The sequence below is a fragment of the Adhaeribacter soli genome, from assembly GCF_008727925.1.
GTDB lineage: Bacteria > Bacteroidota > Bacteroidia > Cytophagales > Hymenobacteraceae > Adhaeribacter_A > Adhaeribacter_A soli.
The window spans coordinates 91,885-113,294 of record NZ_VTWT01000003.1 but is presented as its reverse complement, the minus strand read 5'-3'; the positions used below and the strand labels follow the sequence as shown (position 1 = coordinate 113,294).

The window sequence follows — 21,410 nt, the reverse complement described above, 5'->3', positions numbered from 1 at the left end:
CGAAGGAGTAATACTATCTTCCCTATACGGCAGAACCCAAAGAGGTTTTATACTTCCCGGGCTTCCTGCCGTTACGGGCTGGTTTTCGACTTTTTACTGCCTTAAAGGTAGCGTTTGGACTTGAAAACTTTTTTATTCTTCGGAAGCCAGCCGCGGGCCTTCAGCCAGAATTTCCTGGGCCCGTTCCAGGTCTTCGGCCCTTACTTTGAGTTTGGCGCCGCCGGTCAGGCTGGAAGCAAAAGGATAAAAAGTAGCCAGGTTTTCATCGAACACAAAGGCCGGAATTCCTTCCGATTCAAGCTTGGCCCGGTAAACGTGCGCTTCGGTAGGGGAAAAAAACTTGGCAACAGTAACGAGTTCTACTTGCATTCTTTAATTATTGAATTGTTGATTGCTGATTGTTAATTGTTAATTTCGAATGGGTAAATTGTTAACTGATAAGGTATATTAAGAAAATGGCAGCCTCCCGACAAGAAGAGCCAAAGTCAAAACAAGCTTCCGGTCATATTGCTGAATCAATTAACAATTAGCAATTAACAATCAACAATTAATTCAGCCCCAGACTTTAGTGCCTTCGGTGCAGTTCTTACACATTTCTATTTCGGAACGGCCTTTGAGCAAGGTACTGCGGAACTGCCGGTATTTTTCGCCGTGCCAGAGCTGTTTGAAGGTTTCGGTTTTCAGGTCGCCCTGCCGGTATTCGGCGTCTTTATCGAAACAGCAGGGCACTACCAGGCCGTCCCAGGTAATGACGCAACTGTGCCACATTTTCCAGCAATGGTCTATCAGCTTATTCTTTAACGAATACGTGCCATTGCCATTGTTCTGGTACCGCGAATAATAATCGATGGTGGGAATAAGCGGCGAGCCGTTTTCGTATTCGTAGATCTGGGCCGTTTTCAGCCACACGTCGTCTACGCCAATTTCTTTGCCCAGTTGCTTCACTTCCTCTATCTGGTGCTCGTTCGGTTTTACTACCAGGAACTGGAAAATAATGAAGGGCGTCTGGGACTTCAGCTCTTTCTTCCACTTCACCAGGTTGCGCGTTCCTTCCAGTACTTTGTCCAGCTTGCCGCCTACGCGGTAGTTCTGATACACTTCCTGCGTAGTGCCGTCTATGGAAATGATGATCCGGTCCAAGCCTGATTCTACCGTTTTGCGGGCGTTGGCGTCGTTTAAATAATGCGCGTTGGTAGAAGTGGCGGTGTAAATGCCTTTCGAAGAAGCGTACTTGGCCAGCTCTAAAAAGCGCGGATGCAGGTAAGGTTCGCCTTGAAAGTAGAAGATCAAGTAAAGCAGTTTTTGGTGCAGTTCGTCTATCGTTTTTTTGAAGAGGTCATCCTGCAGCATGCCGGTGGGGCGGGTAAAGGAACGCAAACCGCTCGGGCATTCCGGGCAGCGCAAATTACAGCTGGTAGTAGGCTCGAAGGAAATGCTTAGCGGCGTTCCCCAATGCCGGGCTTTGCCGGTGATCTTGGATAGCACATAACTTCCCACTACCTGCGCGGCGTTTACTGAACGCTTCAGGGTTAGTTTGGAAAGGAAATTCAGGCCGTCTTTGATCTTCGGGTTCATCGGGAGCTTTGTACGTAAATGTACGCGGAAGTAGCGGGAAAAGAAATTTTTGATTGAATACCCTAGCTAATGATTCGGTTTTTTAGAATAACTGGGAAGGGGCTCTTTCGTTCATGGTATAGCCTGGCTTTTAGTTCGAAGGTTGCAATAAGAACTTAACCGAGGCAGGAAGGGATTTTTATCAGGGCTGAAGTAATGTTTTCTTTCATAGCAAACTTTCGTTCTTTCAGCAGACACAACCACCCCCGGCCCCTCCTTGAAAAAAGGAGGGGAGCTTTTTTTTCTTTCCTGCTTCATTTTAACTTTTTGCGCCTGAAAGGATAGCATTTTCTGCCGCCTGCTACAAAACACTACATAATAAATTTAGTTGACTGCAGCTCCCCTCCTTTTTTCAAGGAGGGGTTCGGGGGTGGTTGTTTTTTTCCCAACAGAGCAACCGGCTATTATCTCCAGATGTTTTTAAAAGCACAAAAGCCTACCATATACGGCAGGCTTTTGTGTTCTTAATGATCCAACAATTTAACTATTTAACCATTAAACTATTTCTTCAAAGCAGCGGTAATGTTGGCGGCTTTGCCGAAGGCCTGGGCGATTTCTTCGGTGGCGCCGTGGCTGCTTGGGCGTTTTGGTTTGGTGCTCAGGAAAGTACCGTCTTCGGCGATCAGGAAGTAAGATGGGGTTTCCTTCAGGTTATATAATTTCATCAGGTCGGCGGCTGGGGTTTTGCCGTACACGTGCACGCCTAAAAGGTTCTTTTTGGTAACCATGTTGCGCCAGGCTTTTTCGTCTTTGTCCATGTTCACGTTCAGGAAAACGATGTCTTTACCGGTCATGGTTTTGGCTAATTCCTGGGCATAAGGCATATCCATGAGGCACAGGCCACATTCGGTTTGCCAGAAGCTGAGGTAAACCAGTTTGCCTTTGTAGTCGCTTAAGCGTACGGTTTCGCCTTTCACGTTGGTCAGTTCGAATTCCGGAGCCAGGGCACCCATGGCATAGGCTTTATGGGCATCGTAGGTTTGCTGCAGAATGGTGGCTAATTGCTGGTCGGTGTTGGTTTTGCTGAAATCGGCTAACATGCGGTCGGTGAAACCGAGGTGACCGTTTTTGCAGGACTGGTAAATAATGCGGGCTTGCACCAGGTTCAGGGCGCGGCCGGTCATTTTGGTTTTAGCCAGTTCAAAGCAGGTGTAGTAGTATTCCTGGTCGGTCTTTTTCACTTTTGCTTCGGCGGCCAGGAATTCCACGTAGTTCATGGCGAATTCGTTGTAAACCGGGCTGATGTAAGCGGCAGGATTGTTCAGGTCGAGGGTTTTCAGGAAATTGTAGTAGCCGGGCGTAAGCACCAGGCGGCGCTCGGTATGCACAATCTGCTCGCGGAGGTCGGCATAAGTCAGGCGGTCGTTGGCCCAGGTAAATTCAATTTGCGCTTTGGCATATTTCTGGAATTCTTCGGAAAGCGGGCTTTTGGCAACGTACTTCTTCAGGAAATTCAGCTGGTCTTCTTTGCGGTAATCGAGGAATTTAGAGAACTGATCTTCGCGCGATTTGATATTTTCCGGCAGTACCTGGTAATCTTCGTTCAGTTCGAACTTCTTTTCCTGCTCGCGCAAGTAGGTATTTTCGGCGGCACCCTGTCCCTGGAACTTGATCGTTTTTACAATGTCGTCGGCGTTAAACTTTACGTTCAGGTTATCGCCGGGCTGCAGGAAAAGCGTAATTACTTCATCGCCGTTCACCAGGTCGGCCAGTACCGGGTGCTTTAATTGTACATTCAGGCTGAATTCCTTTTTATCGTTCAGAATAGCGTAAGTGGCATGTTCTCTGGAATCGAAAACGTTTTCCGGAATGGCCAGCAGCACGCTGTCGCTCTGCGGATTGGATACTTTACCGGAAATGGAAACTGTTTGCTGCGCGGAAGCCTGGTAGCAGGAAGCGGCGAAAAAGGTAAGGAGTATAAATTTCTTCATACGGGAGATATTGATTTTAATTAACTACAAAAGAGCGATCCTGTTCAGGCCGGAAAAGAAACCTGCCAAACGGCTTTATGTTTCAGATAATTAGCGGCTTCTGCCACTATTCCGTACCTAAATTACTACCTGCAGACAAAAAAAACTAAAAAAAGGTCCCAAACGGCGTAACTTTTTTAATTATTTTAAGTAGCAAGTCCTTTTCCGGCAGAATAGAAGGAACTTATTGTATTGTAAAAAGAAACTTACCTTAGCCAAACAACCCGCTCAGCACTTCTTCCAGCTTACTAACTGTGTGAATCTTAATACCCCGGCCTTTCAGATCGAGCCCTTTCACGTTGAACTTCGAAATATAAATTTCTTTAAAGCCCAGTTTCTCTGCTTCGCTGATCCGGTTCTCGATCCGGTTCACCGCGCGGATCTCGCCGCTAAGTCCAACTTCGGCGGCAAAGCAGGTAGTACTTGGTATGGCCAGATCATCGAAAGAAGAAAGGATGGAAGCGCAAACAGCTAAATCGATGGCCGGGTCTTCTACTTTCAGGCCGCCGGCAATGTTGAGGAACACGTCTTGCGTGCCCAGTTTAAAGCCGCCGCGTTTTTCCAGAACGGCTAAGAGCATGTTCAGGCGTTTGGCATCGTAGCCGGTACTGGAGCGCTGCGGCGTGCCATACGTGGCCGGGCTTACCAAGCTTTGCACTTCGATTAGTAAAGGACGGTTTCCTTCCAGGGTAGCCCCAATGGAAATGCCGCTCAAATGTTCTTCGCGCTGCGAGATCAGGATTTCGGAAGGGTTGTTTACCTGCCGCAAGCCGGAGCCCTGCATTTCGTAAATACCGAGTTCGGAAGTGGAGCCGAAACGATTTTTGGTGGTGCGGAGAATGCGGTAGGTCATGTGGCGGTCGCCTTCGAACTGCAATACGGTATCTACCATGTGCTCCAGAATCTTCGGGCCGGCCAGGTTTCCTTCTTTGGTGATATGTCCGATGAGGAAAACCGGGGTGCCGCTTTCCTTGGCGTATTTCAGCAGTTCGGCGGTACACTCGCGCACCTGCGAAATGCTGCCGGCGCCGCTTTCGATAAAAGCTGAATGCAGGGTTTGAATAGAATCGACCACCAACAGTTCTGGTTGCAGTTGCTCTATTTGTTTGAAGATATTCTGGGTGCCGGTTTCGGTTAAGATGAAGCAATTGTTGTGGTTCGTACCTAAACGCTCGGCCCGCATTTTAATCTGGAGTTCGCTTTCTTCTCCGGAAACGTAAAGCACGCGCTGGTTTTTCAGCGACATGGCAATCTGCAGCATCAAAGTCGATTTCCCGATGCCGGGTTCGCCGCCGATCAGGATCAGGGAGCCGGGCACGATGCCGCCGCCCAACACCCGGTTCAGTTCCTGGTCGTTGGTTACGATCCGCGATTCGGCCTCGAAGCTGATCTCGGAAAGCGGTTTGGGTTTGCTGGCTACCTGCCGGGAGGTGGAAACGGGTTTCCAGGCGGCTACGGTGTTTGCTTCTTCGCGCTGAATTACTTCTTCTACGTAGGTGTTCCACTCGCCGCAAGCCGGGCACCGGCCGATCCATTTAGCCGATTGGGCGCCACAGTTCTGGCAGAAGTAGGAGGTTTTTATTTTTGCCATTTACAAATGTAAGGATATATGAGGGTTTGTTTTTATTTGATTTTTTGTTTGGGTTTTGTGCTTTGATTGTTGTTTGCTGCTTCATCAGTGGCTTTTCAGCTTTTGGTTAGCTTTCCCCCTCAAGCCGGGTGGCTTCGTTTCTAACTCGAAAGCCGTGGATTCACCTGCCCTTCCGGGCTGCCTCGTGCCTCGGCACCGGTGAATCCAAAGTCTTTCTCCTTAGAAACTGGTGTCAGCTTTCCTTCGTGGCTGGCTTTCTTTTAGTTTAGTTTTTTGCTAACGTGGTTTTCAGGGGCGCTGCGCTGGCGATATGCGTGAAAGCTCTACTAAAGAAAATCACAGGAATCAAAGCAATCAAAAAAAATCACAGTTCAGACAATTTCATTGCCGCCTGCTTCAGCTAACGGTAAAGCTCCCCGCCTTACAAAGGAGGGGTTGGGGGTGGTTGTTCTTTTGCAACCTCAGTTTTCCACATACCGAAAGCCCTTCCTGGTATTTAGATTCCGCCGGGAAATCCTGAAAATTTTGTTAATCCTGTAAATCCTGATTCAAATTCTGAAATTGTATCTTTGTGGCACAAAGGGTCGTTATACTTTTTACTCATTTCTGATACTGTTTTGAAGCCTATTTTTAAACATATTTTCTGGTGCTTTTTACTCATTTCGGGTCCGGTTTTTTCACAGCACGAGCCGGTGCCGGTGGCTGATCTGGTGGTAAAGGTTCCGGGTACAGCGGAAGCGGAAAACTGGGCAAAAACGCATCCGAATGAAGCCTTTAAGTGGCCGGTATTTTATTATGGCTTTCAGAAGGGCGATGAGGTATTAATTGACCTGAAGACGGAAAACCGGGCAACGTACTTTCTGGAGGTAAAAGAATACGGTTCGGGTTCGGTTATTTATTCGACGCACAACCTGACCAAACTAAGAAAGCTGAAGCTGCCGGTATCGAAGAAAACGGTATATGAGTTTACGATTCAGTCGGAAGAGGAGGAGCCGAGTTCCTGCAAATTTACGCTGCAGCGCATTCCGGGGGCGGGGCAGCCGAAGGAATTCAATACCAACGTGACCTGGCAAATGAAACCGGATACTACCTTTACTTATGTGAATGAAAAGGTGCTGGTGAAAACGGGATTGCAGCCGCAAGTGGTGGTGGATAAAACGTTCCGGGTGTTCTCCCAGGCCAGCATCGGCAACCCGAGCCGGGTAACGGTTCCGTTTAAGCTGCCGGCAAAAACCAAGCACTGGGTTTACTGGATCGGGGTGGGGCAGGAGAGCGTGAAAGAACTGGAAGAAATGACCAAAACGATCTCGAAAGGCGGCGCGGTTGTATTGGGCGGACTGAGTCCGGTGGCGGCTTTCGGCATGGGTTTGCTGCCGCAATTACCTCAGGTAAAATCGAGCGGGTATGTGGATTACTTATTCATGAACAAAACGGCAGTGCCTGGTTTTGAGAAAGATGGAGTAAGAAAGCCCTTCAGTTTTGCACAGGGAAATGCGGTGGTAAGCGATTACGGAAAGATTACAGCAGCCCAGACTCCTAAAACTTCGGACGGGATGTTGTACCTGGGTGTGGAAAACAAAAATACCGTTACCGGCCTGGACGTGAACGTGCGGATCGTGGCCGTAGCGCCTGAGGAGGTTTATGAAACCCGCCGGGTGAAAAAGATCCAGAAGGTTACCCAAACGCGCATTCCGGTATTCGGCGAATAAGCTTTTCGTACTTTTTTCCTTAGATACTATAGCCTAAAAAAAGGAAAGAGCGGTTAGAGCTATTTGGAAAATTCATAGAGGCTTTTTTCTTAAGCAGCTAAAACGGCGAAGTTTCCCAACATTTCTGTCTCGATACTTGTGTCCTGATACCTACTTCCTGATGCCATAGCCTTCCGGCGAAGCTACTTCATCGCGTCATCCCGAACACAAGTGAGCGCGAGGAGAAGCGAAACTTGTGAGCGGCGCTCTGAGGAAACTATCGCATACCAATCACGAAAGAAAGGCATTTCGTTGCTACACTCAAATGCCATAGTAGTATGTATAAGTTTCCTCGGCTTCGCTCGGAATGACCTACATTTCTCTAGCCTGATGGATTTGGTCTCGCTACATGACATCTTTATTTTGTAATGAGACAAAGAAAATTCCCGGAAGTTTTTGGCAGACATGAGCTGAATTTCTTAATCTTGCCTACGATTTCTAATCGCTGAATAAATTCCGGAAACCGGAGCGCCTGAATAGAGTATAGGGGTTAAAAACAGTACGTAAACAATTCTACTTAAATAAAATATGAACAAACTTTTCCGCCTGAAACTGGCTGTCGCCTCACTTTCCCTGGCACTTTTAAGCTCCTGCTCCAGCAATCTTTACACGTTTGCGCCGGCTTCCGGCAGCTACCACGAAACTAAGGCAAAGCCTGCTGAAATGGCTTCTGCACCTGAAGTTGCTGAAACCGCTGCTGCAGCCGATCCGGTTTTAACTGCTTCCGATGATGCAACTGCCCCGGCTGAAATTGCGCCGGAACATAAAACTGCCGCTGCCGCCCTGGCCAAGTCGCTTTCTACAACCCGCAACCAGTTAGCTGAAAATACCAGCCAAAACGAAAAAGCTAGCAAAGAAAACCTGAAGCAGCTTCGCAAAAACCTTAAACAACTTAAGAAGTCGATCAAGGAAGAAAACAGAACGGCTATCGACAGCAATGTAAAGCTGCTTATCATCCTGGGTCTGATATTTATTATCCTGGGCTTGCTTCTACCGGTACTTTATGTGATCGGTTTAATCTTGTTAGTAATTGGTCTGGTATTGCTACTGATGAATATGTTGTAAGATTTTACGGTTTATAAACCTGCAAAAGCCCCATCAATGATGGGGCTTTTTGTTTGCTTTCTTGCGGGAAATAAAGGTTAATGCGCTCCTGCTCAACAGTAATTTTACGATCCCGTGTTTTCGTGTAAATTGCAGCTTCTGTTTAATTTAGCTGCACGATGCGCCACTGCTTCCGGGTTCTTTTTACCATCCTGTTCCTGCACAGCTTAACGGCTTTTGCTCAGCAGAACGCGCTGCAGGTAAATGGTAAGGTTACCGACCAGGAAACGGGGCAAAATCTGGCAGAAGTAAGCGTAAAGGTTGCGGGTACCAAATCCGGCACAACATCGGCGAAAGACGGCACTTTTTCTCTGCAATTCCCTACTGTTCCGGCAGAAGTTACGCTTGTGTTCACGCACGTAGCTTATCAGCCGGTTCAGGTAAAATTGAAACCCGGCCAGACTTATGTGGAGGTACAACTAAAGCCTAAAGCGCTCCTGCTGGAAGAAGTTGAAATTGCCACGGTTAAAAATTGAAGCCGGAAAAGGTGAGCTCGGGTTCGGTGCTGGATTATGAGTTATTGGGAGATAAAATGTTCGTGCTGGGCTGGCAAGCCGGTACGAAAATGCCGGTTTTAAAAGTGCTGCAGGAAAGTTCGGATTCGGTGCTGATCGCTTTTAAACTGCCTTTTCACGCCCAAAGCCTTTACCGCGACTGTGTGGATAACCTGCATGTACTCACCGAAACGGATGCCTACCAGTTGCAACCGGACTCCTTAAGCCTGGGCCTCTTTCCGCTTCAATCTATTAACGCGTTTTCCACACTAATAAAGCCCTGTGCCGCTGCCAACGGCAACGATTTTTACCTGGAGCGGCCATTAGTTTCCGGCGGCAGCAAAGCCTTTTTCTATGTGAATAAAGTAACTAATAGGTCAAAGCTGCTTAGCCAAATTCAGGACCCGGTAATAACGGCTATGCAGCAGGATGAGGCCCGATACCGGAAAAGACGGGCTGTGGCCGAACTGGACCGTACCGCTCAGAGTGCGGCCCGAAAACAGGAATTTGCCCGGAAAGTACTTTACCAACCACCCTATGCGCCCTTGTTTAAGATCGGGAAAGAAGTTGCTATTTTCAACCATTTGCAGGGAAACATCAGCTTTTACCAGCGGGATACGCTTACCAGAACAATTCCCATTACTTATCCACAACGAAAGGACTGGGGGCAGGAGGTAATTATTGATCCGGTGCTGCAACGGGCATACGGCAGATTCGATAAGAACGGAATTGCCCTGCTGGAGGAAATCGATTTTACTACCGGCAGCACCGGCCCGGCTTATAAAATTGCTTTCTCCTTTGCGCGGAAAATAAGAGTTTATAACGGGCGGGTTTATTTTATTTACCGAGACGTGAGCAGGCAAGGCCGCGACTTTTTATACGCTGCCCGCTTAGAGGAGCTATAGCAGAAGTTTTATTTTTCTGGTTTAAAGGATAGCATTCGGTAAAGCCCCGAAACCATCTTCTTTAATGTAACATCTTCAGGTTGTTTTTCCAGGTTTTTGTTACGACTTTAGCCCATAATCCAGTTATTGCTTAAACTACACTCATGAATTTTTCTAAATTATTTCCCGCCGTGGCTTTGGTCGCTGCTGCTTCTTTCTATTCTGTTTCCGCCTTCGCTCAAAGTAATTATGTAAAAATTGGGGGTGGGTATAATCTGGGAATTGGATCGCAGTTCGGCCAAAAAACATTAATAACAAGCACAATAAACCAAGATAATAATTTGATTCAGAGCACAGAAAAAATAGAACGGGTGCGAGTAAATTTCGGTAAAGGGTTTACCGGCAATATAGCATTTGGCTTTATGTTTTCTGAGCAATTGGGTGTCGAAGTAGAGGTTAATTATCTAGCTGGTGGAAAAAACAATACATCGTTTCAACGAAACGCTAGCCAAGATTCGATCAGCCCCTTTATTAACAAAACAGAAATGCATGCACGAATGATAATATTCCAGCCTTCATTTGTAATGATAACCAAACTTTCCGAGCACCTGAACTTGCATGGCAAATTCGGGATTGCAACGGGTACTGGAACCATTTTTATAAACGATTATCTTTCAGACAATTGGAATGAAGTAATTCAAGAAGCGGAGTACAAAGGCGGCTGGGGATTTGGCGTACAGGGGGCTTTGGGGCTTGACTATAAAATTAACGATAAGTACGCTGTATTTTCTGAAATAAAAATGAGCAACTTATCGTATGCACCTAATAAGTACCAGCTAACAAAGCAAATTCATAATGGACATGACGATTTGTACCCAGCAGAACAAAAGGAGATTTCTCTTGAAAACTCATTTACAAACACAACAATAAAAGAGGTTGATTGGGTAAATGTTAAACACCCATTTAATTTCAGCACAGTAGGTCTGAATATCGGCTTAAAATATAATTTTTAACTTTTCCTACCCAAACCCTACCGCTTTTCCACGTGAAAAAATAATAAAAGCTTTGCTTCAGAACGGGGCGAAGCTTTTGCTTTTTCCGCCGTTTTCTAAATAATTGTTTAGTTTTACGCCCGAAAATCCTACCCTTTTACCAACCGGATTTTCACCAGAACATTATCACATTAGCACATTCATAAATTAGCACATTAAAATTATGAGTATCCGGATCGAAAAAGACACCATGGGGCCGGTTGAGGTTCCAGCGCATCGTTACTGGGGCGCACAGACCCAACGTTCTAAAGACAATTTCACCATCGGCGGTCAGCTGATGCCCAAAGAAGTTATTTCGGCTTTTGCCATTCTGAAAAAAGCCGCGGCGTTTGCCAACGCGGAATTAGGCGTATTGCCGATGGAAAAAGCCGAGATCATCGGTAAGGTTTGCGACGAAATTTCGGCCGGTTACCTGGACGATGAGTTCCCGTTGGTGGTTTGGCAAACCGGTTCGGGCACGCAAAGCAACATGAACGTGAACGAAGTGGTGGCAAACCGCGCGCACGTACTGCTGGGCGGCGACCTGATGGACGAGAAGAAAAAGATCCACCCGAACGACGACGTAAATAAGTCACAATCCTCGAACGATACCTTCCCGACGGCGATGCACATTGCGGCTTACAAAGCCGTAACTGAAACCACTTTGCCAATGGTGAAAAAGCTGCGCGACACGCTGCACGCCAAAAGCCAGGAGTACATGAACGTGGTAAAGATCGGCCGTACGCACTTAATGGATGCCACGCCGCTTACCCTCGGTCAGGAGCTTTCCGGTTATGTAAGCCAGCTGGATCACGCTATGAAGGCCATTAAAAACACCTTAGACCACTTAAGCGAATTGGCTTTAGGTGGCTCGGCGGTAGGTACCGGCCTGAACACGCCGAAAGGCTACGATGTACTGGTAGCGAAGAAGATTTCTGAATTCTCCGGTTTGCCAATGCGCACGGCCGAAAACAAATTCGAAAGCTTAGCCGCCCACGACGCCATTGTAGAAACCCATGGCGCTTTAAAACAACTGGCGGTTAGCTTAATGAAAATTGCTAACGATATCCGTTTGCTGGCTTCCGGTCCGCGTTCGGGTATTGGCGAGATCATTATTCCGGAAAACGAACCGGGTTCTTCTATTATGCCGGGCAAAGTAAACCCAACCCAGGCCGAAGCCATGACCATGGTTTGTGCCCAGGTAATGGGTAACGACGTAGCCGTTTCGGTAGGCGGCATGAACGGCCATTTCGAGCTAAACGTGTTCAAACCGGTAATGATCTTCAACCTGCTGATGAGCGCCCGATTGTTAGGCGACGCCTGTGACTCTTTCGATAAGCATTGTGCGGTTGGTATCGAGCCGAACTACGAAGTGATCAAACGTCAGCTGGAAAACTCTTTGATGCTGGTAACGGCTCTGAACCCACACGTTGGTTACGACAATGCCGCTAAAATTGCAAAGAAAGCGCACAAAGAAGGCACTACCTTGCGTCAGGCCGCTTTGGAACTTGGTTTACTGACCGATGAGCAATTCACTGAGTGGGTGAAGCCGGAAGATATGATCGGGTCTTTGAAGTAAGACATAAGTAGCAAGACTTAAGACACAAGACTTACCTTTATTTGGAAAAGCAGCTCCGGGTTCCGGAGCTGCTTTTGTTTTATGTTGTATTTGTAACAAATAATCGTGTACTTAAGCAGGTTAAAATAGTTTTTTATCTTCTAACGAACCATTTGTATGAAAAAACTACTACTAGGCTTAATGACCTGCATTGTTTTCCCGGCCATGGCCCAAATGCCGGTTCTGGTAAAAGACATCAATACGACAAGTTTTTTTTCAGATTCTGACCCAGGTTCATTTATAGAATATAATGGCAAAACCTATTTCAGTGCTGATGATGGAATTAATGGCGAGGAGCTTTGGGTAACCGACGGCACTACTGCCGGTACCATGATGGTAAAAGACGTTAATCCGGGCGCTTCCCATGCTCTCGTGGTCCCGATAATCGTTTTTAACGGAAAACTTTATTTCAGTGCTTCCACTTCGGCAGGCAGAGAATTATGGTATACCGACGGAACCGCGGCCGGAACCCAGATGCTTGCCGATATTAAACCTGGTAACGGCAGCAGCAGCATGCATTCTTTCTTTATTGCCGGAAATAAACTGTACTTCCGGGCCGACAACGGGGTAAATGGAGATGAATACTGGGTTACAGATGGCACGTCTGCCGGCACGAAAATGATCAAGGATATAAATCCCGGAGCAGGAGGGCAGGAAGCCAGCGTGAAGGGCATTGCCTACCAGAACAAATTCTACTTTTATGGCTACGATGCTACCCTGAAAAGACAATTATGGGTTACGGATGGCACCACTGCCGGTACTATAATGCTAACGCCGCCAACGGCGAACAACAATAATACCTTAATTGATTACGACATGATCGTATTCAATAATAAACTCTACTTTACCTTTCATACCTCGGCTCCGTTTCAGACGGATGATGTTGAGCTTTGGGTTACGGATGGAACTGTGGCAGGCACCCAGCTTTTTAAAGATCTGGCTCCCGGTTCAAGTAGTGGCTGGCCCTCTCACTTCCATATTTTCAATAATAAACTTCTGTTTCTTTCTCTAACCTACACATCTACCTATAGGGTGTTAATGTCTTCCGATGGAATCGCAGCCGGCACCGTTGTGATTACTCCCCTGGATGTGCTGGGAGCAAAAGAGAATTGGACACCCTGGAACGGCAAGCTTTATTTTGAAGGAAGTGCTACGCAGGGTAATCGGGAGTTGTACGTAACTGATGGAACGGCGGCCGGAACGTACATGATCAAAGACATTAACCCGGGCAGCAGCACCAGCGGAATAGAGAATATTACGGTAGCAGGCAATAAGCTCTTTTTTTCTGCTATTACGGCTACCAATGGGGTAGAGCTTTGGGTTTCGGACGGAACAGGTCCAGGTACCCAACTGGTTAAAGACATAAACCCCGGAACCAATGGTGCCATTGTACAGAACCTGAATTACTTCAACAATAAGCTATATTTTACCGCCCGCCAGAGCCAGACCGATTTTCAGCTTTTCGAAACAGATGGAACAACAGCCGGCACCCGCATTGTAAGTCCTGCCAATGCTACCGTAACGATGAGCCCCTTAGCGCCAACCTCTTTTGGAGGCCGTCCGGGAGTTATGAAGGTAGCCAATAATAATCTTTACTTTAGCGCTAATTACACAAATGCCGGTTTTGAATTATACAAAATTGGCGGAACCGTAAGCAGCACAGGCAAACCGGTTAACGACCAGGCAATTACAATTTACCCGAATCCTGTAACCGAAAAACTTCACCTTAACTTACCGGAATCCAGTACAACAAAACACCTGACGGCAACCATCATTAATGCTACGGGTCAAACTGTTTTAAAAAGTAATCTGTCTGAGAAGGCAATAGACGTTCAACTATTGGCGCCCGGTATCTATTACCTGGTTGTAACTGATAACCAGCGTGGAACAGCCTATCAGAAAACCTTTGTAAAACAGTGATTTTATAGCCTGCTTAATTAAAAAGAAAAGCAGCTTCGGATTTCGGGGCTGCCTTTTTATTTATAAGTTGTATTGTTTACCGGCCTTATTGGAACAGATAAGCTAATTAGTTCTGTTCAGGCTTCAGGCATTCAATCCAGTCCCCTTCATCATAGGTTATCCGGAACAACCGTTCCTTATCAATACGATAGTTGCTCTTAAGGCACTTCTTGGCTGTAGCTTCAGCCGTACCAGTTTGATTGGCGAATTTAAATTCAGCTATCGTTTCGGCCAGATAAAGGGTATCGGTTTTCTGAACCCAGTTTCCTTTGGAAGAGCAGCCACACGTGGAAAAATTAAATGTACCGTTATCCTGAAGCATTAAGGAAGAACTTACGCCGATATGCCTTTTCCCTTTCAGATACCAGCTAACTTTTTCCATCATTGTTCCGGAACTTGCGCTGTACCTTCCAGTTTTAATTTTAACCGGCGAAGAGCTATTCAGGAAAGTCAAAACGAAATATAGAAGCAGATTAAAATAAAGCATAGTCTTTCTGGAGCTGGTAATGCAATATATTCAAAATTGTATTTAGCTTATGGATTTAAACTAAACCTAATCTTTAAAACATCAGCTAATTATGAAAACGGTCAACCCTATTTGCAACAGCAGAGGAAGGAACTTGACCAAGCACAAACAATAGCTTTCATCACTTCCATAATTTAATACGTATCTGCTGCAAATGAATAAGCTCAGCACAGCCGACTGGATTTCCCTTTACCGGATCATAGCCGTACCGTTTCTTTTGCTAGCGCTGGTACTGATGCAGGAAAACTGGTTTAAGTACCTGCTGCTTCTTAGCCTTTTCTCCGACTTCATAGATGGACCGGTAGCGCGCCGGTTAAAACAAACTTCCGGATTGGGCAGCAGCTTGGATTCGGTAGGCGACCTGCTCACGCAAGTATTAATGGTGGCGGGATTATTCCGTTTCCGGCCGGAAGTTTTGCAGGAGTATGTGGTTTGGTTTCTGGTGCTGCTTGGCCTTTATTTGCTACAAGTTTTGTGCGCGCTGGTAAAATACCGGAAACTGACGAGCTTTCATACGTACCTTTCTAAAATGGCTTTTCTGTTGCTGGGCATGTTCGTGCTGGCGCTGTTCTTTTACCGGTTTGCTTCCTGGTTGTTTTATCCGGCAATGGTGGTTGGTATGCTTTCGCTGGCAGAGGAAATTATGCTGGTACTCAGATTACCGGTGCCTAAAGAAGATGTAAAGGGTATGCTTTGGGTGTGGAAAAGTGGAGACAAAAGAAAGTAAGCTACCGTTCTCAATGCTGAAATAAATGTGTTAATTCAACTTCAATTACACTAATAACCAACCTAAAGCCTGATGCCCCGGAAGTACATTAAGAAACGTTTAAACAGTTTTGGTTATGCCCTGAGGGGTATGGGAGCCGCTTTCCGCTACGAGCCGAACATGAAGCTCCACGTACTGGCAGCCATTGAAGCAATTTTCCTGGGCTGGTTTTTCCACATTAAACCTTCGGAATGGTGCTGGATTATACTGGCAATCGGGCTGGTGTGGATGGCCGAGATTTTTAATACTGCTCTGGAAAAACTTACGGACCTGGTTTCGCCTGATTACCACGAGTTGGCGGGGCAGGCCAAAGACCTGGCAGCCGGGGCAGTGCTGATGGCTGCCTTTACGGCGCTGGCTATTGGCATTTTAATTTTCTGGCCTTACGTGGCAGCGCTTCCGGTAGTAGCGGAGTGGTTAAAAAATCTTTCCTGAACAATTTGAAAATCTCCCGGCTTTCATACTTTTGCACCCGCTTATGATGCTTGCATACAAAAACACCCTGGTACTTTTTTCTGTAATAAGCTTAACGTTTCTGGGCGCTTGTCAGAAACCCGTGGCGGTGCAGAGCAGCAGCGCCGGCGTTTCGGAAACGAACCCGGAATGGCTGAACGAGCTGATCGTGGAATTTAAAAATGAAGCGCCAACAAACCCGCCGGTAAAGATCTTCCGGTATCAATATCAGGATCAGCCGGTTTATTATGTAAGCGGCCGCTGTTGCGATATTCCGGGCAAAGTGCTGAATGCGCAGGGAGAGCAACTTTGTGAGCCGGATGGCGGTATAACCGGTCGCGGCGATGGCAAATGCCCCGACTTTTTTGAAACCAGAACCCAGGAAAAGCTGGTCTGGGAAGACTTAAGAAAATAGAAGCTATGTGGAGTACGTTAAAAAAATACGCGGAATATAATATCTGGGCCAACGACCGGCTCCTGACGCATTTAGAAAACCTTCCCGGCGAAGCGCCGGCCGGAGCTTTAAAACTGTTCAGCCACGTGCTAAATGCGCAATACATCTGGATCTCCCGGATGACGGATACGGTTTGTCCGGTAACGGTTTGGCAGGAGCACAGCCTGAAGGAGTTAAGAAAGCTACACGAAGAAACTTCACCAAGGCTTTACGACCTCTTAAAGGATGCCGATCTGGAAGAATTTAACCGGGAAATAAAATACACCAACTCCCAGGGCATGGCGTACACCAACCGGGTTTGCGACATCTTTACGCACGTTTTCAACCACTGTACCTACCACCGGGCTCAGGTAGCCAAAGAACTACGCAACAACGGCTTCGAGCCCATTAATACCGATTATATTACCTACGTGCGCATCAAGACCGGACAACCGGTTTAAAGGATCGAATGTTCGAATTTTCGGGATTCGTAGGTTCGTATAATTTTAAATAAAAAGTGCCGCCCTGGTGAGAGTATCAGGGCGGCACTTTTTTGTGGATAAACCTATCGTTTTCTTAGTCCATTTTCATATCTAAGGTGGTAAGTTTATCGTTGGTAACTACCACAGTATTTACAGTTTTCTTCTTATTTGGTGCATAAAAATCGACCTTGTAAGTACCGCCGGTCAACCCTTTTATCATATAGGCGCCGTTGCTGTTAGTAAAGCCGCCAAAAGTATCGATTTTAGCATTCGCACCCGGGGCGGTTTCAATAGCGTGGATCTCGTTGCCGGCTTCGGCTGGCGTTACAGTTCCTTTTATACCACCGCCAACCGCTTGGGTAATGGCGCGGATTACTGGTTTCAGGTTGTATTCGCCGTTACCTCTGGCCACAATAGATTTAGCCGCATCGAAGTCGAGCAAAACTACATAGGTTACATCTTCTTTCAGATCGGCATGGATCTGTACTTTTAAGCCGGAAGTCTGTCCACTAGGGGTTTTTAAGGCTTTGGTAGTACCGTCTTTCAGCACCAGGGAGTTATCATTGCCTAATACCAAACGGATCTGGGAGATATGGCCTACCGGCAGGTTGGAAGCTGCTAAAAGGGTATCTTTTCCGTTCGAAAAATCAAGCAAGTTGTAGATGCCCGGTTTAATATTATCCAGGGTTACCCAACCAGTAGTGCCGTTGTCGCTGGCATCTTTGTGTACCTGCACCGAACGGATATCGATATTCACTTCTTTATAATCGCCGGGCGCATCGGTCAGGCGGACTTCCATGCGGGAGGTACCGGTGCCGGTGGTTGTTTTATCATCGTCTTTGCTGCAGGCGCCTAAGCCCAGCGTTAATCCCAACAACATGGCCGGAAGCACGAATCTGCTTGTTTTCATTTTTGGGTAGTTAAGAATTAGGGTGAATAAAAATTAACAGCTATACGGAAATTCAGAAAAAAGATTACGCTCTTTTAGCATTTTATTTTTCGCATAGCTAAATGGCGGCTTGCAAAAACCTTTCCGGAAAACTTTAAAAGTGATTTTAGCTTAATCTTTCTTTAAAGGATTATAGGATTTTTTCTTAACAGAGAAAGAGCAGAAAAGGAGTGATTTTGTTATCAGTGTAATGATCCTGTCCAGCATTCCTTAAAAAGGGAATGGAAAAGCTACTTCCTTTTAAGAATAGTGTTTTTCGTAAATAGCTTTCTGCCTTTTATCACCTGGCTGAATTCATTAATAGCTTACTCCTGTATTCTTTTCGACAATTTGTTGGAGTGTTCCACCCGAGGCAAAACCACCACATTCTCCGCTTAAAAAAGGCTATAACTAGGACACACAATTATTATTGCGTCATCTCGACGTCAGGAGAGATCTCCGGAATAAAGTAGAATAGCCAGAATAAAAGGTACTACCATCTTGATGAGATCTCTCCTGACGTCGAGATGACGGGTTCAGAAGATTCGGTGCCTGCCGTAGGCGAAGGTTTTACCTGTAGTTGTTTAATAATCCTACTTAGAATAAACTCCACATTTGACCACCTGTACTATTTGAGTAGCAACCCTCAAAACCTATATTCAGACTATAGTCCTGAGAATCCTGATCCTGAGCCAATAAAAAAGCCTTATCCGATGTGGATAAGGCTTTTGCTTTTCAGGTTAAAACCGTAGCGTTTCCGGGTGGAAAACTACTGTTGGCGTTATTTTTTGAATATGCCTTTCAATTGGTCTTTAGCCTTATTCTGAAGCTGTTGCTCAGCTTCTTTCCGCTTTTTCTCCATTTCCAAACGAGCCTTTTCTTCGGCTTCCTGCTTGCGGCGGTTCAGCTCGTTGCGGACACTGTCTTCGGCTACTTTCCGTTTTTCGGCTAGCTTGTCTTTTTCCACATCCAAGCGAGCTTTTACCACGTTGGTTACCATCTCTTTGGCAGCGCCTTTAGCAGCGCCACCGGCTAAGCTTACTTTCGGATCCTCTGCCGTGCCGCCTACTTTCAGGTTCAGCGTTACGCGGTCGGAGGCTTTGTAATCTTTCATACCGGCAAAAGAGGCGAGCTTGTTGTTTAAGGCAGCTCCCACCTGACCGGTAGGCACGTCCAGCGCTACGCCATAATCGATAAGGCCGCTCAGGTTATTGGTACCGCCAACGGTCATTTTCATTTTGCCGGCGGTAATATCAAAGGGCTTCACCACCAGGTTACCGTTCAGGATCTCGGCTGCAATATCTTTATGCTCAATGATTAGGTTTTCAATCTCTTTGAACTGGGTAACGTTGCTGATGCTTTGTACTACCTTCACGTTTTTCACGGCGGCTTTTACCACTTCAATTACTCCTTTACCGCTTAGCGTTCCCATTACCGGCATCATGTCCTGACCCATTTCGCCGGCAAAAGCAAAGTTGGTAGAGAACTTACCGTCCAGCACTTTGGCAATCGGGGCAATTTTCTGAACGGTATTAAAAGCCTTGAAAGCTTCTTTGAATTCCAGGTTCTTGATATCCAGGTCGAAGGTGAATTTCGGGTGCTGCAGGCTCTGGGTGTTGTAAGTACCGCTGGTAACGAAAGCGCCGCCCAGCGTATTAAAGGCCAGGTTCTGCAGTTTCGCGGTCTTGTCTTTAATAAGCACGGTACCTTTCATATTCTGCAGATCCAGGTTGTCATAAAGCACCTGCTTCACGTTGGCATTCAGCGTAAAGTCGATGTTGGCCGGAACTTCCACTACGCCTTGCGCCTGTTGCGTTTGCGGCTGCTGGGCTACCGGCTGGCCGGTATAATTATCAACCATCCATTCATTCACATCGAAACGGTTCGAATTTAAGGACATGGTACCGCGCAACGGCTGGTTTTCGGCAAATAGATAACCCATGTAATTCGAGATCGTGCCATCTACCTGAATGTCGCTTTTACCCAGGTAGCCGCTCATGTTCTGCAGGTTTATTTTCTCGTTGTTGAAAGTAGCTTTGGCATTCGTAATCTTCATACCCTGAGGCAGATCCTGGCTTACGAAGTTCAGGTTATTCACATTCACCGTACCGCTGGAAGTGATGTTGGCGTACTTACCGGCTTCGATGTCGGCCATGTTACCTTTGGTTTTAATAGCACCCTGAATGCGGCCAGCCAGCTTCATGCCTTCCAGCGGGAAGATCTTCGTGATCTTGGTCAGGTCTATCGTTCCGTTTACATCGGCGTCGAAAGCCGGTTTGTCAATGCCTTTCACGTACACGCGGCCGGCCAGCGGCTCGCCTTCCAGCATCATCCGGAAATTCTCGATCCGGATATCAGTGTCTTCGGTATTGCCGGTGGCGTTCAGCACGTTTACCAACGCGTTCAGGTTTTCGATAGGAGCGGGGAAGTCTTTCGATTTCACGTAGCCGTTCGTCAGGTTCAGGTTGGCTTTCACCACCGGCATCTGTTTTTCGGAGTAGGTACCCTTGGCGTTGGCATCCACTTTCAGCAAGCCGCGCAAGGTCATGCCTTCTACCGGGAAAACTTTGGTAATTTCATTCAGGTCGATGTTGGCTTTCAGGTTACCGTCCAGTTTCATCGGGTTCAGGCCGTTGATAATCGCTTTGGCATCTACCGGGTTTTTACCCAGATCTAAGTGAAACTGACGCACTTCCACGTTGGTATGGTCGATATTGCCATCCTTATTATCCACGGACATATCTACGTTAATATTGGTAGCCGCCTGAGGCAGATCCGGATACTTAAACATGGCATTGGTAACTTTCAGGTTCGTGCCGAAGCCCGGGAGGGAAGTTTCGTTGAAGCGGCCTTTTACGTAGCCGTCAAAAGCCAGCTTGCCATCGGTTTTCACATCCTTGAAAGATTCGGTGTACATGCCCGGCACTAAAGAGAGGATCGTTTTAAAATCGGTATCCAGCGCTTTAAAGGTCAGGTCCATGTCGATGTCTTCGGCCGGCATTAAAATGGAACCGGCAAAATCAAAGGCAAAATCGTTCAGTTTGAATTTATTGTCTTTAAACGTGAACTGGAATTTATCCAGGTCCATCGCCATGGTCATATCGCCTTCCAGACGCTTGTTCTCGATGTAGTTTATACCATCGTAAGTCATGGTGAAAGCATCAGAAGTGGTGTGGGAAACCATGTCGAAAACGTTCTGCTCGAAGTCGCCGCTACCAGTGTGGTTCACATTCTTGGCCAGCACACCAAACGGGATCGTCAGGTCCTCATACACGATGTGGCCGTTCTTGATCTCCCACTTGTTTATCCCCATCTTAAAGTTGGTCTGGGTGGTATCCGGGGCGCCTTCTTCGGGAATTGCTTTGTAAATATCCCAGTTCGCTTTTCCACTTTTCAACACTTTTAATTTCAGGCGGGGCTCGGTAAGCGTAATGGATTTAATTTTCATTTTGTCTCCCGAAATTACGCTCATCAGGTCGAGGCCCATGCGGAATTTCGGCAGGGAAGCCAGCGTATCGCGCTGAAAAGAATCTACCCCGATCACGGTCAGGTTATCGATGCCCAGGCCCAGGTTCGGGAAAGTGGAAAAGATACTTACGTCCACATCGTTGGCGGCGTAAAGCACTTTGGCATCTACGTTCTTGGCAATTTCCTTATCTACCAGTTCCTTAATTTTATCCTTAAAAAGCACGGGCACCAAAGCGGCCGCGGCTATAAGAATGACGAGGAAGACGGCAAAGCCGATGAATACTTTTTTCATTTTTTTATATACTGTTTTTGCTATCCTTATGAAAGCGTGAATTTACTTA

General features: G+C 46.7%; 18 protein-coding genes. 11 read left to right on the top strand and 7 right to left on the bottom strand.

Annotated features, from left to right (window positions below; genetic code table 11):
* Positions 1 to 132: 132 nt before the first annotated feature.
* From F0P94_RS06715 to radA, 4 genes are all read right to left on the bottom strand, one after another.
* The gene (locus F0P94_RS06715) at positions 133 to 369 is read right to left on the bottom strand and encodes a putative signal transducing protein (protein WP_150903100.1); all 237 of its coding nucleotides are present in this window, start codon (positions 367 to 369) and stop codon (positions 133 to 135) included.
* A gap of 183 nt (positions 370 to 552) precedes the next feature.
* Positions 553 to 1,575: an SPASM domain-containing protein gene (locus F0P94_RS06710; RefSeq protein WP_150903099.1), complete on the bottom strand. Its 1,023-nt coding sequence runs from the start codon at positions 1,573 to 1,575 to the stop codon at positions 553 to 555.
* 539 nt (positions 1,576 to 2,114) lie between these two features.
* Complete coding sequence (locus tag F0P94_RS06705; protein WP_150903097.1) at positions 2,115 to 3,545, bottom strand: TlpA family protein disulfide reductase; 1,431 nt, start codon at positions 3,543 to 3,545, stop codon at positions 2,115 to 2,117.
* Positions 3,546 to 3,795: 250 nt separating this feature from the next.
* Positions 3,796 to 5,175: a DNA repair protein RadA gene (radA, locus tag F0P94_RS06700; RefSeq protein ID WP_150903095.1), complete on the bottom strand. Its 1,380-nt coding sequence runs from the start codon at positions 5,173 to 5,175 to the stop codon at positions 3,796 to 3,798.
* Positions 5,176 to 5,792: 617 nt separating this feature from the next.
* Between radA and F0P94_RS06695 the strand changes: the two genes are divergently transcribed.
* The 7 genes from F0P94_RS06695 (at position 5,793) to F0P94_RS06665 (ending at position 13,974) form a co-directional block, all read left to right on the top strand.
* Positions 5,793 to 6,884 carry a hypothetical protein gene (locus tag F0P94_RS06695; protein ID WP_150903093.1) on the top strand — a complete coding sequence of 364 codons (1,092 nt, stop codon included), beginning with the start codon at positions 5,793 to 5,795 and terminating at the stop codon, positions 6,882 to 6,884.
* A gap of 567 nt (positions 6,885 to 7,451) precedes the next feature.
* Complete coding sequence (locus F0P94_RS06690; RefSeq protein ID WP_150903091.1) at positions 7,452 to 7,988, top strand: hypothetical protein; 537 nt, start codon at positions 7,452 to 7,454, stop codon at positions 7,986 to 7,988.
* Positions 7,989 to 8,146: 158 nt separating this feature from the next.
* Positions 8,147 to 8,503: a carboxypeptidase-like regulatory domain-containing protein gene (locus tag F0P94_RS06685; RefSeq protein WP_150903089.1), complete on the top strand. Its 357-nt coding sequence runs from the start codon at positions 8,147 to 8,149 to the stop codon at positions 8,501 to 8,503.
* A complete protein-coding gene (locus F0P94_RS06680; RefSeq protein WP_150903087.1) occupies positions 8,500 to 9,426 on the top strand; it encodes a hypothetical protein in 927 nt (308 codons plus the stop codon). Before F0P94_RS06685 ends, F0P94_RS06680 begins: the two co-directional genes overlap by 4 nt.
* 143 nt (positions 9,427 to 9,569) lie before the next feature.
* The gene (locus F0P94_RS06675) at positions 9,570 to 10,418 is read left to right on the top strand and encodes an outer membrane beta-barrel protein (RefSeq protein WP_150903085.1); all 849 of its coding nucleotides are present in this window, start codon (positions 9,570 to 9,572) and stop codon (positions 10,416 to 10,418) included.
* A 202-nt stretch (positions 10,419 to 10,620) separates the two neighbouring features.
* Positions 10,621 to 12,015 (top strand): class II fumarate hydratase, encoded by a 1,395-nt coding sequence (gene fumC, locus F0P94_RS06670; protein WP_150903084.1) that lies wholly within the window; start codon positions 10,621 to 10,623, stop codon positions 12,013 to 12,015.
* Positions 12,016 to 12,171: 156 nt separating this feature from the next.
* Positions 12,172 to 13,974, top strand: a complete 1,803-nt coding sequence (locus F0P94_RS06665; RefSeq protein WP_150903082.1) for an ELWxxDGT repeat protein — start codon at positions 12,172 to 12,174, stop codon at positions 13,972 to 13,974.
* Between the two features lie 106 nt (positions 13,975 to 14,080).
* Here F0P94_RS06665 and F0P94_RS06660 read toward each other — a convergent pair whose 3' ends face one another.
* Complete coding sequence (locus F0P94_RS06660; protein WP_150903080.1) at positions 14,081 to 14,398, bottom strand: hypothetical protein; 318 nt, start codon at positions 14,396 to 14,398, stop codon at positions 14,081 to 14,083.
* A 295-nt stretch (positions 14,399 to 14,693) separates the two neighbouring features.
* On the opposite strand from F0P94_RS06660, the gene F0P94_RS06655 reads away from it, so the two are divergent.
* The 4 genes from F0P94_RS06655 to F0P94_RS06640 all read left to right on the top strand — a co-directional run bounded on the left by F0P94_RS06655 (position 14,694) and on the right by F0P94_RS06640 (position 16,652).
* Positions 14,694 to 15,266: a CDP-alcohol phosphatidyltransferase family protein gene (locus F0P94_RS06655; RefSeq protein ID WP_150903078.1), complete on the top strand. Its 573-nt coding sequence runs from the start codon at positions 14,694 to 14,696 to the stop codon at positions 15,264 to 15,266.
* Between the two features lie 72 nt (positions 15,267 to 15,338).
* The gene (locus tag F0P94_RS06650; protein WP_150903076.1) at positions 15,339 to 15,740 is read left to right on the top strand and encodes a diacylglycerol kinase family protein; all 402 of its coding nucleotides are present in this window, start codon (positions 15,339 to 15,341) and stop codon (positions 15,738 to 15,740) included.
* 43 nt (positions 15,741 to 15,783) lie between these two features.
* Positions 15,784 to 16,173: a DUF6970 domain-containing protein gene (locus tag F0P94_RS06645; protein ID WP_225307139.1), complete on the top strand. Its 390-nt coding sequence runs from the start codon at positions 15,784 to 15,786 to the stop codon at positions 16,171 to 16,173.
* Between the two features lie 5 nt (positions 16,174 to 16,178).
* Positions 16,179 to 16,652, top strand: a complete 474-nt coding sequence (locus tag F0P94_RS06640; protein WP_150903074.1) for a DinB family protein — start codon at positions 16,179 to 16,181, stop codon at positions 16,650 to 16,652.
* A gap of 115 nt (positions 16,653 to 16,767) precedes the next feature.
* Here F0P94_RS06640 and F0P94_RS06635 read toward each other — a convergent pair whose 3' ends face one another.
* Positions 16,768 to 17,583 carry a DUF4382 domain-containing protein gene (locus F0P94_RS06635; protein ID WP_150903072.1) on the bottom strand — a complete coding sequence of 272 codons (816 nt, stop codon included), beginning with the start codon at positions 17,581 to 17,583 and terminating at the stop codon, positions 16,768 to 16,770.
* A 799-nt stretch (positions 17,584 to 18,382) separates the two neighbouring features.
* Positions 18,383 to 21,361: an AsmA family protein gene (locus F0P94_RS06630; RefSeq protein ID WP_150903071.1), complete on the bottom strand. Its 2,979-nt coding sequence runs from the start codon at positions 21,359 to 21,361 to the stop codon at positions 18,383 to 18,385.
* Between the last annotated feature and the right edge of the window lie 49 nt (positions 21,362 to 21,410).

Excerpts from the sequence above, each read along its gene's own strand:
- F0P94_RS06660 (WP_150903080.1), bottom strand. The coding sequence starts at position 14,398 with ATGATGGAAAAAGTTAGCTGGTATCTGAAAGGGAAAAGGCATATCGGC.
- F0P94_RS06690 (WP_150903091.1), top strand. The coding sequence starts at position 7,452 with ATGAACAAACTTTTCCGCCTGAAACTGGCTGTCGCCTCACTTTCCCTG.
- F0P94_RS06650 (WP_150903076.1), top strand. The coding sequence starts at position 15,339 with ATGCCCCGGAAGTACATTAAGAAACGTTTAAACAGTTTTGGTTATGCC.
- radA (WP_150903095.1), bottom strand. The coding sequence starts at position 5,175 with ATGGCAAAAATAAAAACCTCCTACTTCTGCCAGAACTGTGGCGCCCAA.
- F0P94_RS06710 (WP_150903099.1), bottom strand. The coding sequence starts at position 1,575 with ATGAACCCGAAGATCAAAGACGGCCTGAATTTCCTTTCCAAACTAACC.
- F0P94_RS06675 (WP_150903085.1), top strand. The coding sequence starts at position 9,570 with ATGAATTTTTCTAAATTATTTCCCGCCGTGGCTTTGGTCGCTGCTGCT.
- F0P94_RS06640 (WP_150903074.1), top strand. The coding sequence starts at position 16,179 with ATGTGGAGTACGTTAAAAAAATACGCGGAATATAATATCTGGGCCAAC.
- F0P94_RS06715 (WP_150903100.1), bottom strand. The coding sequence starts at position 369 with ATGCAAGTAGAACTCGTTACTGTTGCCAAGTTTTTTTCCCCTACCGAA.
- F0P94_RS06635 (WP_150903072.1), bottom strand. The coding sequence starts at position 17,583 with ATGAAAACAAGCAGATTCGTGCTTCCGGCCATGTTGTTGGGATTAACG.
- F0P94_RS06645 (WP_225307139.1), top strand. The coding sequence starts at position 15,784 with ATGATGCTTGCATACAAAAACACCCTGGTACTTTTTTCTGTAATAAGC.
- F0P94_RS06665 (WP_150903082.1), top strand. The coding sequence starts at position 12,172 with ATGAAAAAACTACTACTAGGCTTAATGACCTGCATTGTTTTCCCGGCC.
- fumC (WP_150903084.1), top strand. The coding sequence starts at position 10,621 with ATGAGTATCCGGATCGAAAAAGACACCATGGGGCCGGTTGAGGTTCCA.
- F0P94_RS06630 (WP_150903071.1), bottom strand. The coding sequence starts at position 21,361 with ATGAAAAAAGTATTCATCGGCTTTGCCGTCTTCCTCGTCATTCTTATA.
- F0P94_RS06685 (WP_150903089.1), top strand. The coding sequence starts at position 8,147 with ATGCGCCACTGCTTCCGGGTTCTTTTTACCATCCTGTTCCTGCACAGC.
- F0P94_RS06705 (WP_150903097.1), bottom strand. The coding sequence starts at position 3,545 with ATGAAGAAATTTATACTCCTTACCTTTTTCGCCGCTTCCTGCTACCAG.
- F0P94_RS06655 (WP_150903078.1), top strand. The coding sequence starts at position 14,694 with ATGAATAAGCTCAGCACAGCCGACTGGATTTCCCTTTACCGGATCATA.